The 16,037-nt window shown below is 57.4% G+C and carries 15 protein-coding genes; 5 read left to right on the forward strand and 10 right to left on the reverse strand.

Annotated features, from left to right (window positions below):
- Window positions 1-5 precede the first annotated feature (5 nt).
- From CHR62_RS12195 to CHR62_RS12215, 5 genes are read left to right on the forward strand one after another with little or no spacing between them, the layout of a single operon-like run.
- Window positions 6-1,973, forward strand: coding sequence for a TonB-dependent receptor (locus CHR62_RS12195; protein ID WP_093971437.1), 1,968 nt, complete (start codon window positions 6-8; stop codon window positions 1,971-1,973).
- Complete coding sequence (locus CHR62_RS12200) at window positions 1,948-2,808, forward strand: ABC transporter substrate-binding protein (protein WP_199722940.1); 861 nt, start codon at window positions 1,948-1,950, stop codon at window positions 2,806-2,808. Before CHR62_RS12195 ends, CHR62_RS12200 begins: the two co-directional genes overlap by 26 nt.
- On the forward strand, window positions 2,805-3,782 hold the full coding sequence (locus CHR62_RS12205; protein WP_123661115.1) for an iron ABC transporter permease: 978 nt from the start codon (window positions 2,805-2,807) through the stop codon (window positions 3,780-3,782). The genes CHR62_RS12200 and CHR62_RS12205 overlap by 4 nt, the downstream gene beginning before the upstream one ends.
- Window positions 3,773-4,516 (forward strand): ABC transporter ATP-binding protein, encoded by a 744-nt coding sequence (locus tag CHR62_RS12210; protein WP_123661116.1) that lies wholly within the window; start codon window positions 3,773-3,775, stop codon window positions 4,514-4,516. Before CHR62_RS12205 ends, CHR62_RS12210 begins: the two co-directional genes overlap by 10 nt.
- A gap of 54 nt (window positions 4,517-4,570) precedes the next feature.
- The gene (locus tag CHR62_RS12215) at window positions 4,571-5,125 is read left to right on the forward strand and encodes an ATP--cob(I)alamin adenosyltransferase (protein WP_123661117.1); all 555 of its coding nucleotides are present in this window, start codon (window positions 4,571-4,573) and stop codon (window positions 5,123-5,125) included.
- Here the strand turns inward: CHR62_RS12215 and CHR62_RS12220 are convergent.
- The 10 genes from CHR62_RS12220 to CHR62_RS12265 form a co-directional block, all read right to left on the reverse strand.
- Window positions 5,076-5,750: a phosphoribosylanthranilate isomerase gene (locus CHR62_RS12220; protein ID WP_173862546.1), complete on the reverse strand. Its 675-nt coding sequence runs from the start codon at window positions 5,748-5,750 to the stop codon at window positions 5,076-5,078. The genes CHR62_RS12215 and CHR62_RS12220 overlap by 50 nt on opposite strands.
- A 25-nt stretch (window positions 5,751-5,775) precedes the next feature.
- Window positions 5,776-7,455 (reverse strand): TRAP transporter large permease subunit, encoded by a 1,680-nt coding sequence (locus tag CHR62_RS12225; RefSeq protein ID WP_123661118.1) that lies wholly within the window; start codon window positions 7,453-7,455, stop codon window positions 5,776-5,778.
- On the reverse strand, window positions 7,452-8,048 hold the full coding sequence (locus CHR62_RS12230; protein ID WP_123661119.1) for a TRAP transporter small permease subunit: 597 nt from the start codon (window positions 8,046-8,048) through the stop codon (window positions 7,452-7,454). Before CHR62_RS12230 ends, CHR62_RS12225 begins: the two co-directional genes overlap by 4 nt.
- 127 nt (window positions 8,049-8,175) lie before the next feature.
- The gene (truA, locus tag CHR62_RS12235; RefSeq protein ID WP_093971429.1) at window positions 8,176-9,000 is read right to left on the reverse strand and encodes a tRNA pseudouridine(38-40) synthase TruA; all 825 of its coding nucleotides are present in this window, start codon (window positions 8,998-9,000) and stop codon (window positions 8,176-8,178) included.
- 5 nt (window positions 9,001-9,005) lie between these two features.
- On the reverse strand, window positions 9,006-10,658 hold the full coding sequence (locus CHR62_RS12240; protein WP_123661120.1) for a FimV family protein: 1,653 nt from the start codon (window positions 10,656-10,658) through the stop codon (window positions 9,006-9,008).
- 1 nt (window position 10,659) lies between these two features.
- Window positions 10,660-11,790, reverse strand: a complete 1,131-nt coding sequence (gene asd, locus CHR62_RS12245) for an aspartate-semialdehyde dehydrogenase (RefSeq protein WP_093971427.1) — start codon at window positions 11,788-11,790, stop codon at window positions 10,660-10,662.
- A gap of 33 nt (window positions 11,791-11,823) precedes the next feature.
- On the reverse strand, window positions 11,824-12,900 hold the full coding sequence (gene leuB, locus CHR62_RS12250) for a 3-isopropylmalate dehydrogenase (RefSeq protein ID WP_093971426.1): 1,077 nt from the start codon (window positions 12,898-12,900) through the stop codon (window positions 11,824-11,826).
- A 130-nt stretch (window positions 12,901-13,030) separates the two neighbouring features.
- A complete protein-coding gene (gene leuD / locus CHR62_RS12255; protein ID WP_123661121.1) occupies window positions 13,031-13,681 on the reverse strand; it encodes a 3-isopropylmalate dehydratase small subunit in 651 nt (216 codons plus the stop codon).
- Between the two features lie 12 nt (window positions 13,682-13,693).
- Window positions 13,694-15,094, reverse strand: coding sequence for a 3-isopropylmalate dehydratase large subunit (gene leuC / locus CHR62_RS12260; protein WP_093971424.1), 1,401 nt, complete (start codon window positions 15,092-15,094; stop codon window positions 13,694-13,696).
- A gap of 101 nt (window positions 15,095-15,195) precedes the next feature.
- Entirely contained in the window at window positions 15,196-16,026 is an 831-nt protein-coding gene (locus tag CHR62_RS12265; protein WP_123661122.1) for a M48 family metallopeptidase, read from the reverse strand.
- Window positions 16,027-16,037 lie beyond the last annotated feature (11 nt).

The following is a 16,037-nucleotide window of genomic DNA, read 5'->3' on the forward strand; positions in this document are numbered from 1 at the left end:
ACACCATGCAAACTCGTCTTACCCCCCTGGCAGCCTTGCTGTCAGCGGCCATCTTTACGCCCGTTCACGCCGAACGCCTGCTCGAACCCGTTGTTGTTACGGCTTCGCGTTTTGAGTCCGCCCAGCAAGACCGCCCTATCGCAGCCCAGGTCATTACCGCCCAGGAAATCCGCGACAGCTCGGCCACTAACGTATCTGAAGTGCTCAGTAAACTGGGTGGGGTTTACACTCGCACGAATCTTGCGGGCTTACCCGACGCCAATCTGGATTTGCGCGGCTTTGGCATGACAGGCGACCAGAATACGCTGGTACTGCTCAACGGTCAGCGCATTTCAGAAAATGAAAATGCACCGGCACGCCTTTCGTCCATCCCCATCGAAACCATTGAACGCATCGAAATTTTGCGAGGTTCGGGCGCGGTGCAGTATGGCGGCGGCGCCAGCGCCGGCACCATCAATATCATCACTAAATCTCCTGTTGGCACACCGCTATCCGGGTATGTGTTTACCCAAGCCGGTAGTCATAAGTCACGCGATGTACGAGGCGGCTTGCAAGTCGGCGGCGAGCATTGGGGCGGGCGTTTGGATGCTCAACGCTACGAATCGGATAACTACCGCGCCAACAACCGCGCCACAAGTAACAACGTCAATGGCGAAGCCCGTTTCGGCAATCAAAATGATTTTGTGGCCTTGTCGTTCATGGCCGACGAGCAGAAGTCGGGTTTGGCCGGCGACCGCACCGAAGCACAACTTGACTCCGACCGGCGAGGTACAAAATCGCCTGATGACTACTTGAACAGCCGAAGCCACATGTTTGCCTTGCGTGGCGAAAAAGCGCTGGGTGCGGTCACGCTAGCGATGGACACCAGCTATCGCGAGAAAAAAACCCGTTTTATGTACACCGGCTGGGATTACAAGTCTGAAGACGATATCGACGTGTTCAGCATCTCACCGCGCGCAATCTGGCAAACCGAATTCAACACTATCAAGAACAGCCTTAGCGTCGGACTCGACTGGAGTGACTGGTCTGCCAAAAAGAATACTTTCACAGCGTCGACCGGCACACAAAGCGGCGACGAACGTGGCAAGCAGACCAACAAAGCGGTGTATTTACGCAACGAAATGGATTTTGCGACAGGAACACGTGTCAGTCTCGGCGTGCGTCGTGAAGCTGTCGAGCAGCATCAATGGCAAAAAATCGGCACGCGCTCAGACCGCCGCGCCAATCACCATTTGACGGCACACGAAATTGCGATCCAGCAAACCCTAGGCGCAGGCCTCTCGGCCTACGCCAGAACGGGGCGTAGCTTCCGGGTTGCAAACATCAATGACAACAACTGTTTTTCAGCCCCGTGCGCCGACTTGCTCAGGCCGCAGCAGTCGCGAGACACTGAAGTTGGTATTGAGTGGCAAAATGCCGTGGCTGGCCTGCGCGTTGGGCTCTTCAATATGGATGTGACCGACGAAATCCATTACAACGCGCTAACCTTCACCAACATGAACTTATCGCCTACCCGCCACCGCGGCCTTGAACTGGAAGGTCGCGTCGCCTTATGGGATAGCGTCGATGTTGCCGTCAACTACACCCGGACACAAGCGACCTTCCGTGAAGGCACCTACAACGGTATTAATGTGGCAGGCAACCGGGTACCGCTCGTACCCAAAGACCGCATTGGCGTCAACCTGGGCTGGCAAGTGACGGCCGCGACCCGGGCCACGCTGTACGTGCAGTATGTTGGCAGCCAACGCTACGACAATGACCAGGCCAATCGCTTCAGAAGCATGCCCTCTTATACGATTACCGACTTCAAAATCAGCCACCAGATCAACAACTGGCGACTGGCGGCGGGCGTAAACAATTTGTTTGACGAAAAATACTATTCATACGGTATCGTGAATGGCTCAAACACTTCATTCAATGCCTACCCCGAAGACCGGCGCAACTTCTATGCCAGTGCCGAGTATCGTTTCTAAGCGAATACTTTCAGCCGCCTTGTGCTTCGGGGTGTGCCTGGGCAGCTTGCTGCCCGGGCTGGCCACCGCTCAAGCAACGGCACAAGCCTTGCCGGCGGCCGTACCGCCGCAGCGTATTGTGTCGCTCGACCTGTGCACTGACTGGATTTTGGCGCGTCATGCCGATGCAGCACAGGTCGCGGCATTGTCACCCGTCAACCCACCCTATCAGCCCAAAGGGCTACAGCGCGACTGGCCGCGCCACGACGGCACACTCGAACGCATTATTGAACTCAAGCCCGACCTGATCATTACCGGCGAATACAACGCTATTACGCTGCGCAACCGCTTGAAAACCCTGGGCTTCAGGGTCGCAATACTGCCCTTGCCAACCAGTCTGGACGGCATTCGAACCTACGAACACCTTGCGCTTTCCTTACTGAATAAACCTGCCGGGCGTGCACATCCCGGCGCAGCGCCGCATCCCCAAACTGAAAAAAACGCAGAAGCCGAGACCAACACGGCACCACGACTGCTGTTACTGGGTGCCAACGGGGTTGGGACTGGCACAAACACATTCGAACACGACGTACTAACGCAGGCCGGCTGGCGCAATTATTTGGACGCGCCCGGCTACCAACAGCTTGATCTGGAACGCGTTGTCACCGACCCGCCCGAGGCCATACTGTGGGCGTCTACCGAAGGAAATGCTTTGGCCAACGCTTTCACGGCGCACCCCGCACTGCGCAGCGCCCTGCCACCAAGCCGATGGCTGTCGACCGATTACTGGCGCTGGCAGTGTCCTGGCCCCTGGACGTGGGAATTGATAGACGACTTGCACAGGTGGCTTGAATGACGACATTAATCTGTCTGGCCGTCATGCTGGCAGCGGCAATCACATCGCTGACAGTGGGGTCTACACCCGTTGGCGTGGTAAGCGGACTGCTCGACTGGATACGAGGAGACGCCACGCCGGCAGCCGTGATTATTGGCGACATTCGTTTGCCACGGACCCTGCTGGCGCTTGCTGTGGGCGCAGCCCTTGGTCTGAGCGGCGCCGCCCTGCAAGGGCTGTTGCGCAACCCACTTGCTGACCCCAGCATTACCGGAGCCAGTCAGGGCGCTGCGCTGGGCGCGGCCGCCGTCTTTTATTTTGGCCTGCTGCCCCAATTGGGGGGACTCGCTCCGGCGGTAGCCGGACTGGCCGGGGCCGGGCTGGCGCTGATGCTCATGCTATGGCTTGCCGGCACAGCACAAGCGGCCACTGTTATTCTGGCTGGGCTAGCGGTATCGACCCTGGCCGGAGCTGCCCTGGCCGCTGTGCTTAATTTCGCGCCCAACCCCTACGCCATGCAAGAGTTGGTCTTCTGGCTGCTGGGCTCAGTGTCGGAACGCGGCATGAATCATTTAGCTATATTGCTTCCTGCACTGGCTGCGGGCACCCTCTTGATCTGGCGGCAACGCCAACTGCTGTCGGCATTGAGTCTGGGCGAGCAAGTGGCACAAAGTATGGGGCTGAGTTTTGCACAAGGCAGCCGCCATATCGTGTTGGGTGCCGCATTGCTGGTGGGGTCTTCCGTCGCGGTGGCAGGCAATATCGGCTTCGTGGGCCTGCTGGTGCCGCACATTGTGCGCCCGTTCGTCGCGCATCGGCCCGACCGGCTGCTGATTCCTTCCGCGCTTGCCGGTGCCGCACTGGTCTGCATCGCCGATATTTTTGTACGCTTGATGCCAGCAGGCAGAGAAATAAAGCTCGGCGTTTTGACGGCCTTATTAGGCGCCCCGCTACTGCTGTGGCTGATCTGGAGAGGACGCAAACAATGGCAATGATCGATGTCCGTCATTTATCGCTTCCCGATCGACTGAATGACATCAATTTCTCGGCCCATGCCGGCCAACTAGTCGGTGTCATTGGCCCCAACGGCGCGGGTAAATCAACGCTGCTTCACTGCCTGGCCGGCTTGCTGCCTTACCACGGCAAAAACCTTTTCAACGGGACCAATATAGCCGCCATGGCGCCGCGTGAACGCGCACGCCGCATTGGCCTGCTTCCTCAACAAGGCGACAGCGTCTGGCCATTATCGGTGCAAGACATCGTGGCCATGGGGCGTTTGCCATGGGGCGACAACGATGCCGCTGCCATTACCGAAGCAATGACGGCGGCGGGCATCGCGCACATGCGCCGTCGACGTATCGACAAACTGTCGGGCGGCGAACGCGCCCGCGTTTGGCTGGCACGTGTTCTGGCTGGCCGCCCTGATGTGCTAATTGCCGACGAGCCCACCGCAAGCCTGGATTTGTTCTACCAGCGCAGCGTAATGAACAGCCTGCGCACCTACGCCAACCAGGGGCATGTCGTCATTATTGCCTTGCACGACTTTGCCTTAGCCGCCCATTACTGCGACCAGATTTGCCTGATGCACGAGGGCCAAAGCGAATGCGTAGGTACGCCGGCCGAAGTCCTGACGCAGGAACAGCTCAGCCGCGTGTTTCGTACCTCTATTCGCGTCGACCTGGACGCGAACCCACCCGTGATTGCGGCATGCTACACAGCATCGCGTTAGCGGATACGACCCGACCCAGGCCCCTTGGCTTTAGATCAAACGCACATAGAACCTATGAAACCCGGCCAAAATATTGACGAGCTCTGTTATCCGTTCATTTACGAAACATCGGTATTGTGTGATTTTGAAGTCGTGACCGATGAGTTGTGCGGGCATATTGGCGCGGCGCTGTCGTATATGCCGACCGACATGCCCGACCTGGTCGCCGACCTCGACCGTCTGCAACCCCTGGCCTTTCATGTCAATGGCTCAATTCGGGGCCGACTGGCAGTCGACGACGTCGATATTGCGTGGTTGCAATCCAGGTTGACCCACTATCGGGCGCAGATAAAAGACCGCGTCAACGGCTTTGTATTGCCACGTGGCATTGCGCCCATCCCCCAGCTTCATCTGGCGCGATCAGCCGCCAAAAAGGCTATTAGGGCCATGGTGCGTGTAGAACAAGAAGGTAGGGATGTACCCATGATTTTGCCGCGCTTGTGCAACCTGATGTGCAACTTCTTTTTTACATTGACGTTAGTCATTAACCAAAGACGAGGGGTTGAAGAAGTAGCCTTCGTCAGCAAGAGCTACGGGCCCCCGCGTCGGCCTGCCCCACAGCAGCAATAAACTCAGCCACACGTTCAGGTGCTTTAACGCCTGGCGAGACCTCTACCCCGCTACTGACGTCTACAGCAAACGGGCGCACACTTGCCATGGCGTCGGCCACTGACTGTGCGTTTAGCCCGCCGGCCAGCACCAGGGGTCGAGCGTTTGGATCCGCGCGCAAGGCATCGAGCAAAGAAAAGTCGAAACTGCGCCCACTACCGCCATAGCCGGCGCTGTAGCTGTCGAAAAGCCACGCCGATGCGTCCGCGAACTCAAAGCACGCCGCGTGAACTTTTTGCGGAGTTTCTAGCCCGGGGCCGCCCACGCGAAAAGCACGCATATAACGCCGCCCGAATTGGCGACAGTATTCAGGAGACTCGTCGCCATGAAACTGAAGGACATCAGGCTGAACCTGATCGATCACCTGGTTGACATGATCGGCATCGGCGTTGACAAACAAGGCAACGACATCAACCAGCGCAGGCACGGCCAAACGCAGAGCACGTGCCTGATCAATGGAAACACAACGTGCGCTTTTTGGATAGAACACCAGGCCAATGGCATCGGCACCGGCCGCCACGGTGGCGTGAACATCTTCGCTACGCGTTAACCCGCAAACTTTAATCCGGGTTCGATACTGCATCATAAAAAGCCTTTAAAACAAAGCGGCATTACTGAAAAGCGGCGGCCGCATCCGGCGTGCCTTCAGCGTTGTACCCACCATAATCGGTGCCATAGTTGGCGCCTTGCAGGTCGACGGTAGCGGCGTCTTGCACAGGCGCATTTGACTTGTAATGCGTCACCATGCCCGGGAACACCAATACAGCCGCCACCATCAGCAACTGAATTACGATGAACGGGATGGAGCCCCAATAAATCTCGCCGGTGGTGACCTTGGCCACCCGCTGCCCGGTGACGCGGTCGATATAGTCGGACTTAGGCGCGACCGACCGCAGATAGAACAAGGCAAAACCAAACGGCGGGTGCACAAACGACGTTTGCATATTGACGGCCAACAATACACCGAACCAGATCAGGTCTATGCCCATTTTGTCGGCGACAGGCCCCAGAAGCGGCACAATAATAAAGGCCAACTCGAAAAAGTCGAGAAAGAACGCCAGCACGAACGTCAAAACACTAACAACGATAAGAAAGCCCCACTGGCCGCCGGGTAACCCGGCCAGCAAGTGCTCGACCCACAAGTCGCCGTTAATGCCGCGGAAGCTCAAACTGAAGATAGTCGAACCGACCAGTATGAACACCACAAAACACGACAGGCGCGTGGTGGTTTCCATCGCTTGCTTCAATAGCTTTAGCGTAAGGCGGCGGCGCGCAAGCGCCATGAGTAAAGCCCCCACGGCCCCCATGGCGCCGCCTTCGGTTGGCGTGGCCAAGCCAATAAAAATTGTGCCCAACACCAAAAAAATAAGAAACAGCGGCGGGATCATGACAAACGTGACCCGCTCGGCGATTTGCGATAACCAGCCCAGCTTGAGCCCTTTATTAAGCAGCGCAATTACCCAGGCCGTCAGCCCACCCGCCAACAACACAATGACAACCTTCTCGTCAAAGGGCACGTCGGTACGGTCGGCAAAATAATGCTGCGTGGCAAAGTAAGCGGCCGCTGCCGATAACAGCACAAGAACAGACAGCGACCGCAAACCGCGTCGCCCGTTGGGTTCGACATACACCCTGGCCTCGGGCGGCAAGGCAGGCGCGGCTGAAGGCTTGAGCAAACTGATAATAATGACGTAAGCAATATAGGCACCGGTAAGCAACAAGCCGGGCAACATGGCGCCACGGTACATGTCGCCGATAGAGCGACCCAATTGATCGGCCAGAATAATCAACACGAGCGATGGCGGAATAATTTGCGACAACGTACCCGAAGCGGCAATGACGCCGGTGGCCAGCCGCCTGTCGTACCCGTAGCGCAACATAATGGGCAGAGAAATAAGGCCCATTGAAATGACGGAAGCCGACACCACACCGGTTGTGGCGGCCAGCATCGCACCCACCAACACCACAGCGATGGCCAAACCGCCACGAATCGGACCGAACAACTGGCCGATGGTTTCGAGCAAGTCTTCAGCCATGCCGGATCGTTCGAGGATCAGCCCCATCAGGGTGAAAAATGGTACCGCCAGCAGGGTATCGTTGGCCACAATACCAAAAACGCGCTGGGGCAAGGCCTGAAACAAAGCGGGCTGAATCATACCCAACTCGACCGCCAACAAACCGTACAAAATGCCGATAGCCGCAAGCCCGAACGCGACGGGAAACCCCAGCAGTAAAAACACCACCAGGTTAAAGAACATGATGGGCGCGAGGTTTTCAACCAGAAACATCATGGTTTGACTCCGGTGCCATTCAGGTTTTCGGCATGCACACCGTCTACCAGCGTCATGTCATCGTCTTTTTGTACCAGCATGGGGTCATCGCACTGGCCACGCAAGAAACCCACACATTTAATTAAATGCGACACGCCTGCAAGCGCAAGCAGGCCAAAACCCACCGGTATCAACAGCTTCGCCGGCCAACGGACCAATCCACCTGTGTTTGACGATTGTTCGTTGAGCACGAACGAATCGACAAACATGGGAATAGACAACCAGAAAATAAGCAGGCAGGCGGGCAGCATGAAAAACAGAACGCCGAAAATATCAATTTTGACTTGGGTGCGACGGGATAATTTTTGCGACAAGATGTCAACGCGAACGTGCTCGTTGCACAAAAAGGTGTACCCGGCCGCCAGCAAAAAAATGGCGCCAAACAAATACCACTGCAACTCGAGCCAGGCGTTGGAACTGACATGAAACGCCTTTCGCACCACGGCGTTACCCGCGCTGATGATCACCACGACCAATGTCAGCCAGATAACGACCCGCCCTACCAGGCGATTAAGCGCATCGATTGCGCGCGCCACTGAGAGTAAAAAGGTCATGGAATTGACTTGAAAAAGAAATATTCGGGAAACGCTGAGACAGATTCTAACGCGCCGGACGTAGTCGCGGCATTATCCCGGCGTGCTTGCCGTACGGCCTGCTCCATGAACAGCACGCCTGCAACTGTTAAAAAAGGGGCTGTAAACCCGAGCCCGCCAGCCCCAGATGATCGATAAAATTTTTGTGCGCATCGACAATTGGCAACCCGAAATGAGCCGGGTAATCGACACGCGCAAAATACAAGCCATTGGCGGCAAACGTAGGCGCGGCCAAACGACGATCACGCTCGGCAAGCAATGTATCGACCCATGACGCAGGCTGTCGGCCTAAACCCACGTAAAGCAAGGTCCCCATCAGGTTGCGCACCATATGATGCAAGAACGCATTCGCCTTGAAGGTAAAGATGAAAAACTCGCCATGCTGCTGGATGTCGGCGATTTCAAGGGTACGCACAGGGCTGGCCGCCTGGCACTGAGAAGACCTGAAACTGCTGAAATCGTGCTCGCCCAAAAGACGGGCTGCGGCATTGCGCATGGCGTGAAGATCTAGCGGCTGATAAGCCCAACCCGCCCGGGACCGGGTCAATGGTGAGCGTACACGGCTGTTACGAAGCACGTATACATAGGTTCGAGCCGTAGCAGAAAAGCGCGCATGGAAATCGTCGGGCACATGAGCGGCCCACTGCACTGCGATGCTGTCGGGCAGCAACGTGTTCAACCCCCTCACCCAAGATTCAAGCTTGCGCTCTACCGAGGTATCGAGGTGAACAACCTGTCCAACCGCATGCACGCCCGCATCGGTTCGGCCCGCGCAGACGGTTTCTATAGGCTGGGTAGTAAACGACAGCAGTGCCTTATGCAGCTCGTCTTGTATGGTCTGTCCGTCGGGTTGTGTTTGCCAACCGCGCCAGGGCGCACCATCGTAGGCCAGGCCCAATGCAATACGAGGCATAAGACTTACGTACGCGTTCCGGGTTTCTGGTTGTCGTCGTCGAGATCAAGGTTGATGCCCTGAAGACGCTCACGCACCATGTCTTCGGTAATACCGGAGTCGGTCGAGTCGTCGGCGCGACCCACGCGACGCAACAACCACGCAACAACAAGCACAATAATTGCCAGGATGCCGGTAATGATGACCAGCAAATTATCTTGAAACCACGACACAGGAGTGACAGCCTTGGAAGGTGAGGAAGACGCCGATGAGGCATCGGATGAAGCACTGTTTGCGCCCGGCGACGACGCGCCCGGCATTGAGGTTGAACCGGCCGACGCAGCGGTTACGGACACGCCCGAACCTGTTGCGCCCGCCGTTGATGCGCCAGCGACGGTTTCGGTGGCAGCACTACCGGCGGCCGTAGCCCCGGTGGCGCCGTTAGCGGCGGTTGTTGCTCCGGCCCCTGTCGTTGCAGACGATGCGGAACCCGCTTGCGCGGATGCACCGGCGGTCGTTGCAGCTGCACCGGTATCGGCGCCAGATGCAAGATTAGACGCCGTTTGCGCCACTTGCCCAACAGCTTCTGCTAAAGCCGAGACGCCATCGGCGACAGCTTCAGTAGCCGCCGGCCCCTGCTGTTGCAAAGCTTGGTTCAGGGTTTTAACGTTTTCTTCGAGGTCGGCGATACGCTCACGAGCCTCTTCAGTGTTTTTCTGAGTAGCCACGCGCGCGTCGTCGGCGGCGGGTGCGCCAGACGCCGTTTGCGCCGAAGCCAAAACGAGCTTGTCGGCCGCACTTTGCGGCGTGCTTGACATTGAGGACGACGTATTGGCCGCTGGTGAAACGCCACCGCGGTCGGTTGCACCAGACTGCAACGGCGCGCCGGTTTGACGTGCCAGCCGTTGCCGATATTGTGCAAATGCCGCCGCATGTTGCTGGAACACGCGACGCGCCTGCGCGTCGGTAAGTGCGGTTAGTGCGGCTTGGTCGGGTACGACGAGCGACGCACCTGCCTTGACCAGGTTGACGTTATCGCTGATGAATGCATTGGGGTTAGCCAACTGCACCGCGACCATCCATTGATACAACGACACGCCAGGCACGGCGTGACGACGCGCCAGCGAGAACAGGGTGTCGCCCTGACGCACCTGGATAGCCGGGCGGCTTTCGCCCTGCCCTTGCGGCGGGCTGCCAACACCCGATGACGACATGATAGGCGCCTGAGACTGTGCAGCGCGAACCACTTGCATGTCGGTAGGCGCCAGCAAGCTGACCTGATGTTGTTGCTGGCCGGACGCAGAACGCACGACGAGCAGGAGGTCGGCCACATTGGCCGACAAAGGTTGCGCCGAGCTAACAGTGATGGTGCGAGACCCGGCCCGCATACCGTCGACCAACCCCACTTGCATGGAGGATAAATCGACGGGCGGCGTTAAACCGGCCTGCTGCCAGGCCGACGCCGGCGCCACCACAACCGACAACGACTGGATGTCGTCGGGCGTAAGGTTGTGCACCGGCACCTGGACACGTAAGGGCTGGCCTGTTGACGACAACAGGCGCGAATGCCCGAAACTCATCGCATGAACTGAAGTGCTGAACGAAGCGGCGGCCAAAATAACCGCAGACACCACACGTAAAGACAACTTGTTTACAGCCCAGCGATGAGATTTGTGCATATTAGAGTTCGCCCAAAGTGATGCGCAGCATGCGACGCAGCGGCTCGGCAGCACCCCACAACAACTGATCGCCAACGGTGAAGGCGCTAAGGTACTGCGGCCCCATCGACATCTTGCGCAGACGGCCTACAGGAATGTCGAGTGTACCTGTAACAGCCACAGGCGTCAGCCCCTGCATGGTGGCTTCGCGCTCGTTAGGAATGACCTTGGCCCATTTGGAACCCTCGCGAATGATGTCGGTGATTTCGTCGAGCGGGACATCACGCTTGAGGTGCAGCGTAAGCGCCTGGCTATGGCAGCGCATGGCGCCGATACGCACGCACAGACCGTCGATGCGCGTTGGCTCGGTGCCAAAGGCTTCGCCGCGACCCAGGATTTTATTGGTCTCGGCTTCGGCTTTCCATTCTTCACGCGACACGCCGTTACCCAGATCTTTGTCGATCCAGGGAATGAGGCTGCCTGCCAGCGGCACACCGAAATGGTCACGAGGCAAGTCGGCGTCTTTTTGTGTTTGCAGAACGCCGCGATCGATTTCGAGAATGGCCGATGCGGGATCGTCGAGCAAGGACTTGACCGACTGGTTAATGATGCCGAACTGGGTGAGCAGTTCGCGCATGTGCTGCGCACCGCCACCAGACGCCGCCTGGTAGGTCATGCTGGTCATCCAGTCGACCAGGTCGTTGTTGAACAAACCTGCCAGACCCATCAGCATGCAGCTGACCGTGCAGTTACCGCCCACAAAGTTTTTAACACCACGCTGCAACGCAGCATCGATGACCGCCCGGTTGACCGGGTCGAGCACAATGATTGCGTCGTCTTTCATGCGCAAGGTGCTGGCCGCGTCGATCCAGACGCCATCCCAGCCTGCAGCACGCAGTTTAGGATAGACCTCGGTGGTGTAGTCACCGCCTTGGGCCGTCACAATAATGGGCAGCTTTTTCAGGGTTTCAATGTCGTAGGCATTTTGCAGCGGGCCCGCGCCATCGGCCCAGGCGGGTGCTTTGCCACCGGCATTGCTGGTGGAAAAGAAAACGGGCTGGAACAAAGAGAAGTCGTTTTCGTCGCGCATGCGCTGCATGAGCACCGAACCAACCATGCCGCGCCAGCCGACCAAACCTACTGATTGAGTCATAAAAAATTCACCTGAAAGTTAAAAATAAACGTTCTATTCTAACGCTTTAAGTACGGCGTCGCCCATTTCAGAGGTTGAAACGCGTGTCGTACCTGCCTCGTAGATGTCGGCTGTACGCAAACCTTGCTGCAAGACTTTCTGCACGGCCGCTTCGATGCGATCGGCCTGAGGTGCCGCGTCGAGCGAGTAACGCAACATCATGGCGGCCGACAAAATAGTTGCCAGCGGGTTGGCGATGTTTTTGCCAGCGATATCGGGGGCCGAACCGTGGCTGGGCTCATACAAGCCCTGGTTAGACGCATTCAGCGAAGCTGAGGGCAACATACCAATGGAACCCGTCAGCATGGCCGCTTCGTCGGACAAAATATCACCAAACAGGTTACCGGTGACGATGACGTCGAATGCCTTGGGCGCACGCACCAATTGCATGGCGGCATTATCAACATACATATGGGTCAGTTCGACATCGGGGTATTCTTTGGCGACGTCGATCATGATGTCGCGCCAGAACTGGGAGGTTTCGAGCACATTGGCTTTGTCGACGCTGCACAGCTTTTTGCCGCGCTTGCGTGCTGCCTGGAAAGCCACATGGCCAATACGGCGCACTTCGGTCTCGGCGTAGTGCATCGTGTCGAACCCTTGACGGTCGCCCTTGAAGGGGCCATCGGACAATTCGCGTACACCGCGGGGCTGACCAAAATAGATGTCACCGGTCAACTCGCGCACGATCAGGATGTCCAGCCCGGCCACGACTTCGGGCTTGAGCGACGAGGCGTTAGCCAGTTCGGGATACAAAATGGCAGGACGCAAGTTGGCAAACAACCCCAAGGCACGGCGCAGGCCCAAAATAGCTTGTTCCGGGCGGTGTTCACGCGGCAGGTTGTCATATTTCCAGTCGCCGACAGCACCAAACAAAATGGCATCGGCCTTCTTGGCCAGCTCGAGGGTAACTGGCGGCAAGGGGTGACCATACTGATCGTAAGCTGCACCACCCACCGGCTGGGTTTCAAGATCCAGATCCAGCTTCAGGGCGCCCAACACGCGCACGGCCTGCTCGATAATTTCTGTACCAATCCCGTCACCGGGCAACACCGCAATTTTCTTAGTCATAACGTATCTATAAAAATAATTGTCAGAAACAGCGTGGCCCGCAATAGCGGGCCGCTGCGTGCTGCGGCCAAACCGGCGACAACACAAACAAAGCTTGCACACGCATGCGCGTGCAAGCTGAGAGGACGGATCAGGCCCCGGGCTGACCCACAAGCCAGGGATGACGTGCCAGACGTTCAGCTTCGAACGCCTTGATTTTGTCGGCCTTTTGCAAGGTCATGCCGATGTCATCCAAGCCGTTCAACAAGCAATGCTTACGGAAAGGCTCGATATCGAAAGACAGTTCACGCCCGTCGTCAGTGACGATTTTTTGCGCGTCCAGGTCGATGCTTAAACGATAACCCGGCTTGGCGTTGACGTCGTCAAACAGGCGGGAAATTTCGGCTTCGGGCAAGACAATGGGCAGCAAGCCGTTCTTGAAGCAGTTATTGAAGAAAATATCTGCAAACGAAGGGGCCAAAATCGCCCTGAAGCCAAACTGCAGCAAGGCCCAGGGAGCATGCTCGCGGCTGGAGCCGCAACCAAAGTTTTTACGCGCCAGCAACACCGAAGCGCCCTGATAACGTTCTTGATTAAGCACGAAATCGGGGTTTAAAGGCCGCTTGCTGTTGTCCATGCCGGGTTCGCCATGGTCAAGATAACGCAAGGTATCGAACAAGTTCGGGCCAAAACCCGTACGCTTGATCGACTTGAGAAACTGCTTGGGCATGATCAAGTCGGTATCGACGTTTTCGCGGTCGAGAGGTGCCACCAGACCTTGATGAGTAGTAAATGCTTGCATGGATAACCTCTTTTAAATAGCGCGAACGTCGACGAAATGGCCGGCTACCGCCGCAGCAGCTGCCATGGCCGGGCTGACCAGGTGGGTACGACCGCCCTGCCCCTGACGCCCTTCGAAGTTACGGTTTGAAGTTGACGCACAACGCTCGCCCGGCTCGAGACGGTCGGCATTCATGGCCAGACACATCGAGCAACCCGGGTCGCGCCATTCGAAGCCGGCTTCGATAAAAATTTTATCGAGGCCTTCTTGTTCGGCCTGGGCTTTGACCAGCCCCGAACCTGGCACCACCAGCGCCTGCTTGATGTTGGCGGCAACACGCTTGCCGCGCACAACCGCCGCCGCTTCGCGCATGTCTTCGATGCGCGAGTTGGTGCACGACCCGATGAAGACGACATCGGGGCGAATTTCGGTGATGGGCGTATTAGGTTCGAGCCCCATATACTTAAGCGCACCCTCGATACCGCTGCGACGCACAGGATCGGACTCGAGCGCCGGATCGGGGACGCGGCCGTCGACGGGCAACACCATTTCTGGCGACGTACCCCAGGTTACCTGGGGCTGAATATCAGCCGCTTTCAATTCAACCACGCGATCGAAATGCGCGCCTTCATCGCTGTGCAATGTTTTCCAGTAGGTAACGGCCTGATCCCACTGTTCGCCTTTGGGGGCATAAGGACGGCCACGGAAATATTCGATGGTTTTGTCGTCGACAGCGACCATACCCGAACGGGCACCGGCCTCGATGGCCATATTACAGACTGTCATGCGGCCTTCGATAGACAGGCTGCGCACGGCGCTACCACCGAACTCGATGGCATAACCCGTAGCACCGGCCGTACCGATTTGCCCAATGACATACAGCACGAGGTCTTTGGCGGTACAGCCGCGCGGCAATTCGCCCTCGACCTTGATCAGCATGTTCTTGCTCTTTTTCATGAGCAAGGTTTGCGTGGCCAGCACGTGCTCGACTTCTGACGTACCAATACCAAACGCCAGGGCGCCAATCGCGCCGTGCGTGCTGGTGTGTGAGTCGCCACAGACCACCGTCATGCCGGGCAACGTGGCACCCTGCTCGGGTCCAATCACGTGCACGATACCCTGGCGCAGGTCAGTCATGCGAAATTCAGTAATGCCAAAGGTTTCGCAGTTTTTGTCCAGCGTCTCGACTTGCAGACGAGAAATGTCGTCTTTAATACCCTGGTCGCGCCCGGCAGTGGGCACGTTGTGGTCGGCCACGGCCAAGTTGGCGCTGATACGCCAAGGTTTGCGGCTGGTCAGTTCCAGGCCTTCGAAAGCCTGGGGGCTGGTGACTTCGTGCAACAACTGTCGGTCGATGTACAGCAGACAGGTGCCGTCGGTTTCTTCGTGCACAACGTGTGCAGACCATAATTTGTCGTACAGTGTTTGGGCCATGACTAGACTCTTGAGTAATTTGAAGAAGGCTACGCGTTTATTATGACAGCGCAGAAAGCTAGTACAAGTGCAGTAGATATACTGGTATAAGCAGTACCAGCCTAGCGGCGGCTTTGCTGATACAACGGCATCATTTGCGCAGCAATGTTTTGCAAATCGGCGATGCGCGTGTCGGCCGACGGGTGCGTTGATAAGAATTCAGGCTGCCCCGCCCCGCCGCTTACCGCCGACATTTTTTGCCACAAGGTAACCGCTGCATATGGGTCGTAGCCGGCACGCGCGGCCAGCTCAACGCCCATACGGTCAGCCTCGATTTCGTGGGTACGGCTGTTGGGCAAAGTAAACATGACATTGGTAAGTGCCCCGCCCAGGTCGGCCGAGGCCTGACTACCGGTAACTGCCGCCAGTACCGACAACCCAATATTGGCAGCCATTTGCTGCGACACCTGCTCGCGAGCATGCTCACGCAAGGCATGGGCAATTTCGTGGCCGATGACTGCGGCCAGTTCGGCGTCGGACGCATTTAATTTGTCGATCAGGCCGGTATAAACGGCGATTTTGCCGCCTGGCATGCACCAGGCATTCACTTCATTTGATTTGAGCACATGAACTTGCCAGTTCCATTGCGCAGCATCGGGGCGAAACACACCGACCTGGGCAATCAGCCGCTGGGCAATGGCCTGTACACGGCGGGTTTGCGCCGCGTTGACATCAAGCGCCCCTTGCGCGCGCGCCTGAGAAATAAGCGTGCTGTACTGCGAGGCAGCCTCTTGTTGCAACTGCTGTTCGGACACCAGGCTGGACATATACTGCTGCCGCTGGATGCCCACGGCACCCGAATTGGTGGTTTGAACAGCGGCACAACCGGCAAGCGTCAGCGCAAGCACGGCTGCCCCAGCAGAAAGAAAACGACGGATGGCAACAGACTTCATTTTCAATCTCC

It is taken from the genome of Pusillimonas sp. NJUB218 (genome assembly GCF_003788685.1).
Taxonomy (GTDB): domain Bacteria; phylum Pseudomonadota; class Gammaproteobacteria; order Burkholderiales; family Burkholderiaceae_B; genus Neopusillimonas.

Coding starts and splice junctions, on each gene's coding strand:
- CHR62_RS12195 (WP_093971437.1), top strand. CDS start 6: ATGCAAACTCGTCTTACCCCCCTGGCAGCCTTGCTGTCAGCGGCCATC.
- CHR62_RS12200 (WP_199722940.1), top strand. CDS start 1,948: ATGCCAGTGCCGAGTATCGTTTCTAAGCGAATACTTTCAGCCGCCTTG.
- CHR62_RS12205 (WP_123661115.1), top strand. CDS start 2,805: ATGACGACATTAATCTGTCTGGCCGTCATGCTGGCAGCGGCAATCACA.
- CHR62_RS12210 (WP_123661116.1), top strand. CDS start 3,773: ATGGCAATGATCGATGTCCGTCATTTATCGCTTCCCGATCGACTGAAT.
- CHR62_RS12215 (WP_123661117.1), top strand. CDS start 4,571: ATGAAACCCGGCCAAAATATTGACGAGCTCTGTTATCCGTTCATTTAC.
- CHR62_RS12220 (WP_173862546.1), bottom strand. CDS start 5,750: ATGATGCAGTATCGAACCCGGATTAAAGTTTGCGGGTTAACGCGTAGC.
- CHR62_RS12225 (WP_123661118.1), bottom strand. CDS start 7,455: ATGATGTTTCTGGTTGAAAACCTCGCGCCCATCATGTTCTTTAACCTG.
- CHR62_RS12230 (WP_123661119.1), bottom strand. CDS start 8,048: ATGACCTTTTTACTCTCAGTGGCGCGCGCAATCGATGCGCTTAATCGC.
- truA (WP_093971429.1), bottom strand. CDS start 9,000: ATGCCTCGTATTGCATTGGGCCTGGCCTACGATGGTGCGCCCTGGCGC.
- CHR62_RS12240 (WP_123661120.1), bottom strand. CDS start 10,658: ATGCACAAATCTCATCGCTGGGCTGTAAACAAGTTGTCTTTACGTGTG.
- asd (WP_093971427.1), bottom strand. CDS start 11,790: ATGACTCAATCAGTAGGTTTGGTCGGCTGGCGCGGCATGGTTGGTTCG.
- leuB (WP_093971426.1), bottom strand. CDS start 12,900: ATGACTAAGAAAATTGCGGTGTTGCCCGGTGACGGGATTGGTACAGAA.
- leuD (WP_123661121.1), bottom strand. CDS start 13,681: ATGCAAGCATTTACTACTCATCAAGGTCTGGTGGCACCTCTCGACCGC.
- leuC (WP_093971424.1), bottom strand. CDS start 15,094: ATGGCCCAAACACTGTACGACAAATTATGGTCTGCACACGTTGTGCAC.
- CHR62_RS12265 (WP_123661122.1), bottom strand. CDS start 16,026: ATGAAGTCTGTTGCCATCCGTCGTTTTCTTTCTGCTGGGGCAGCCGTG.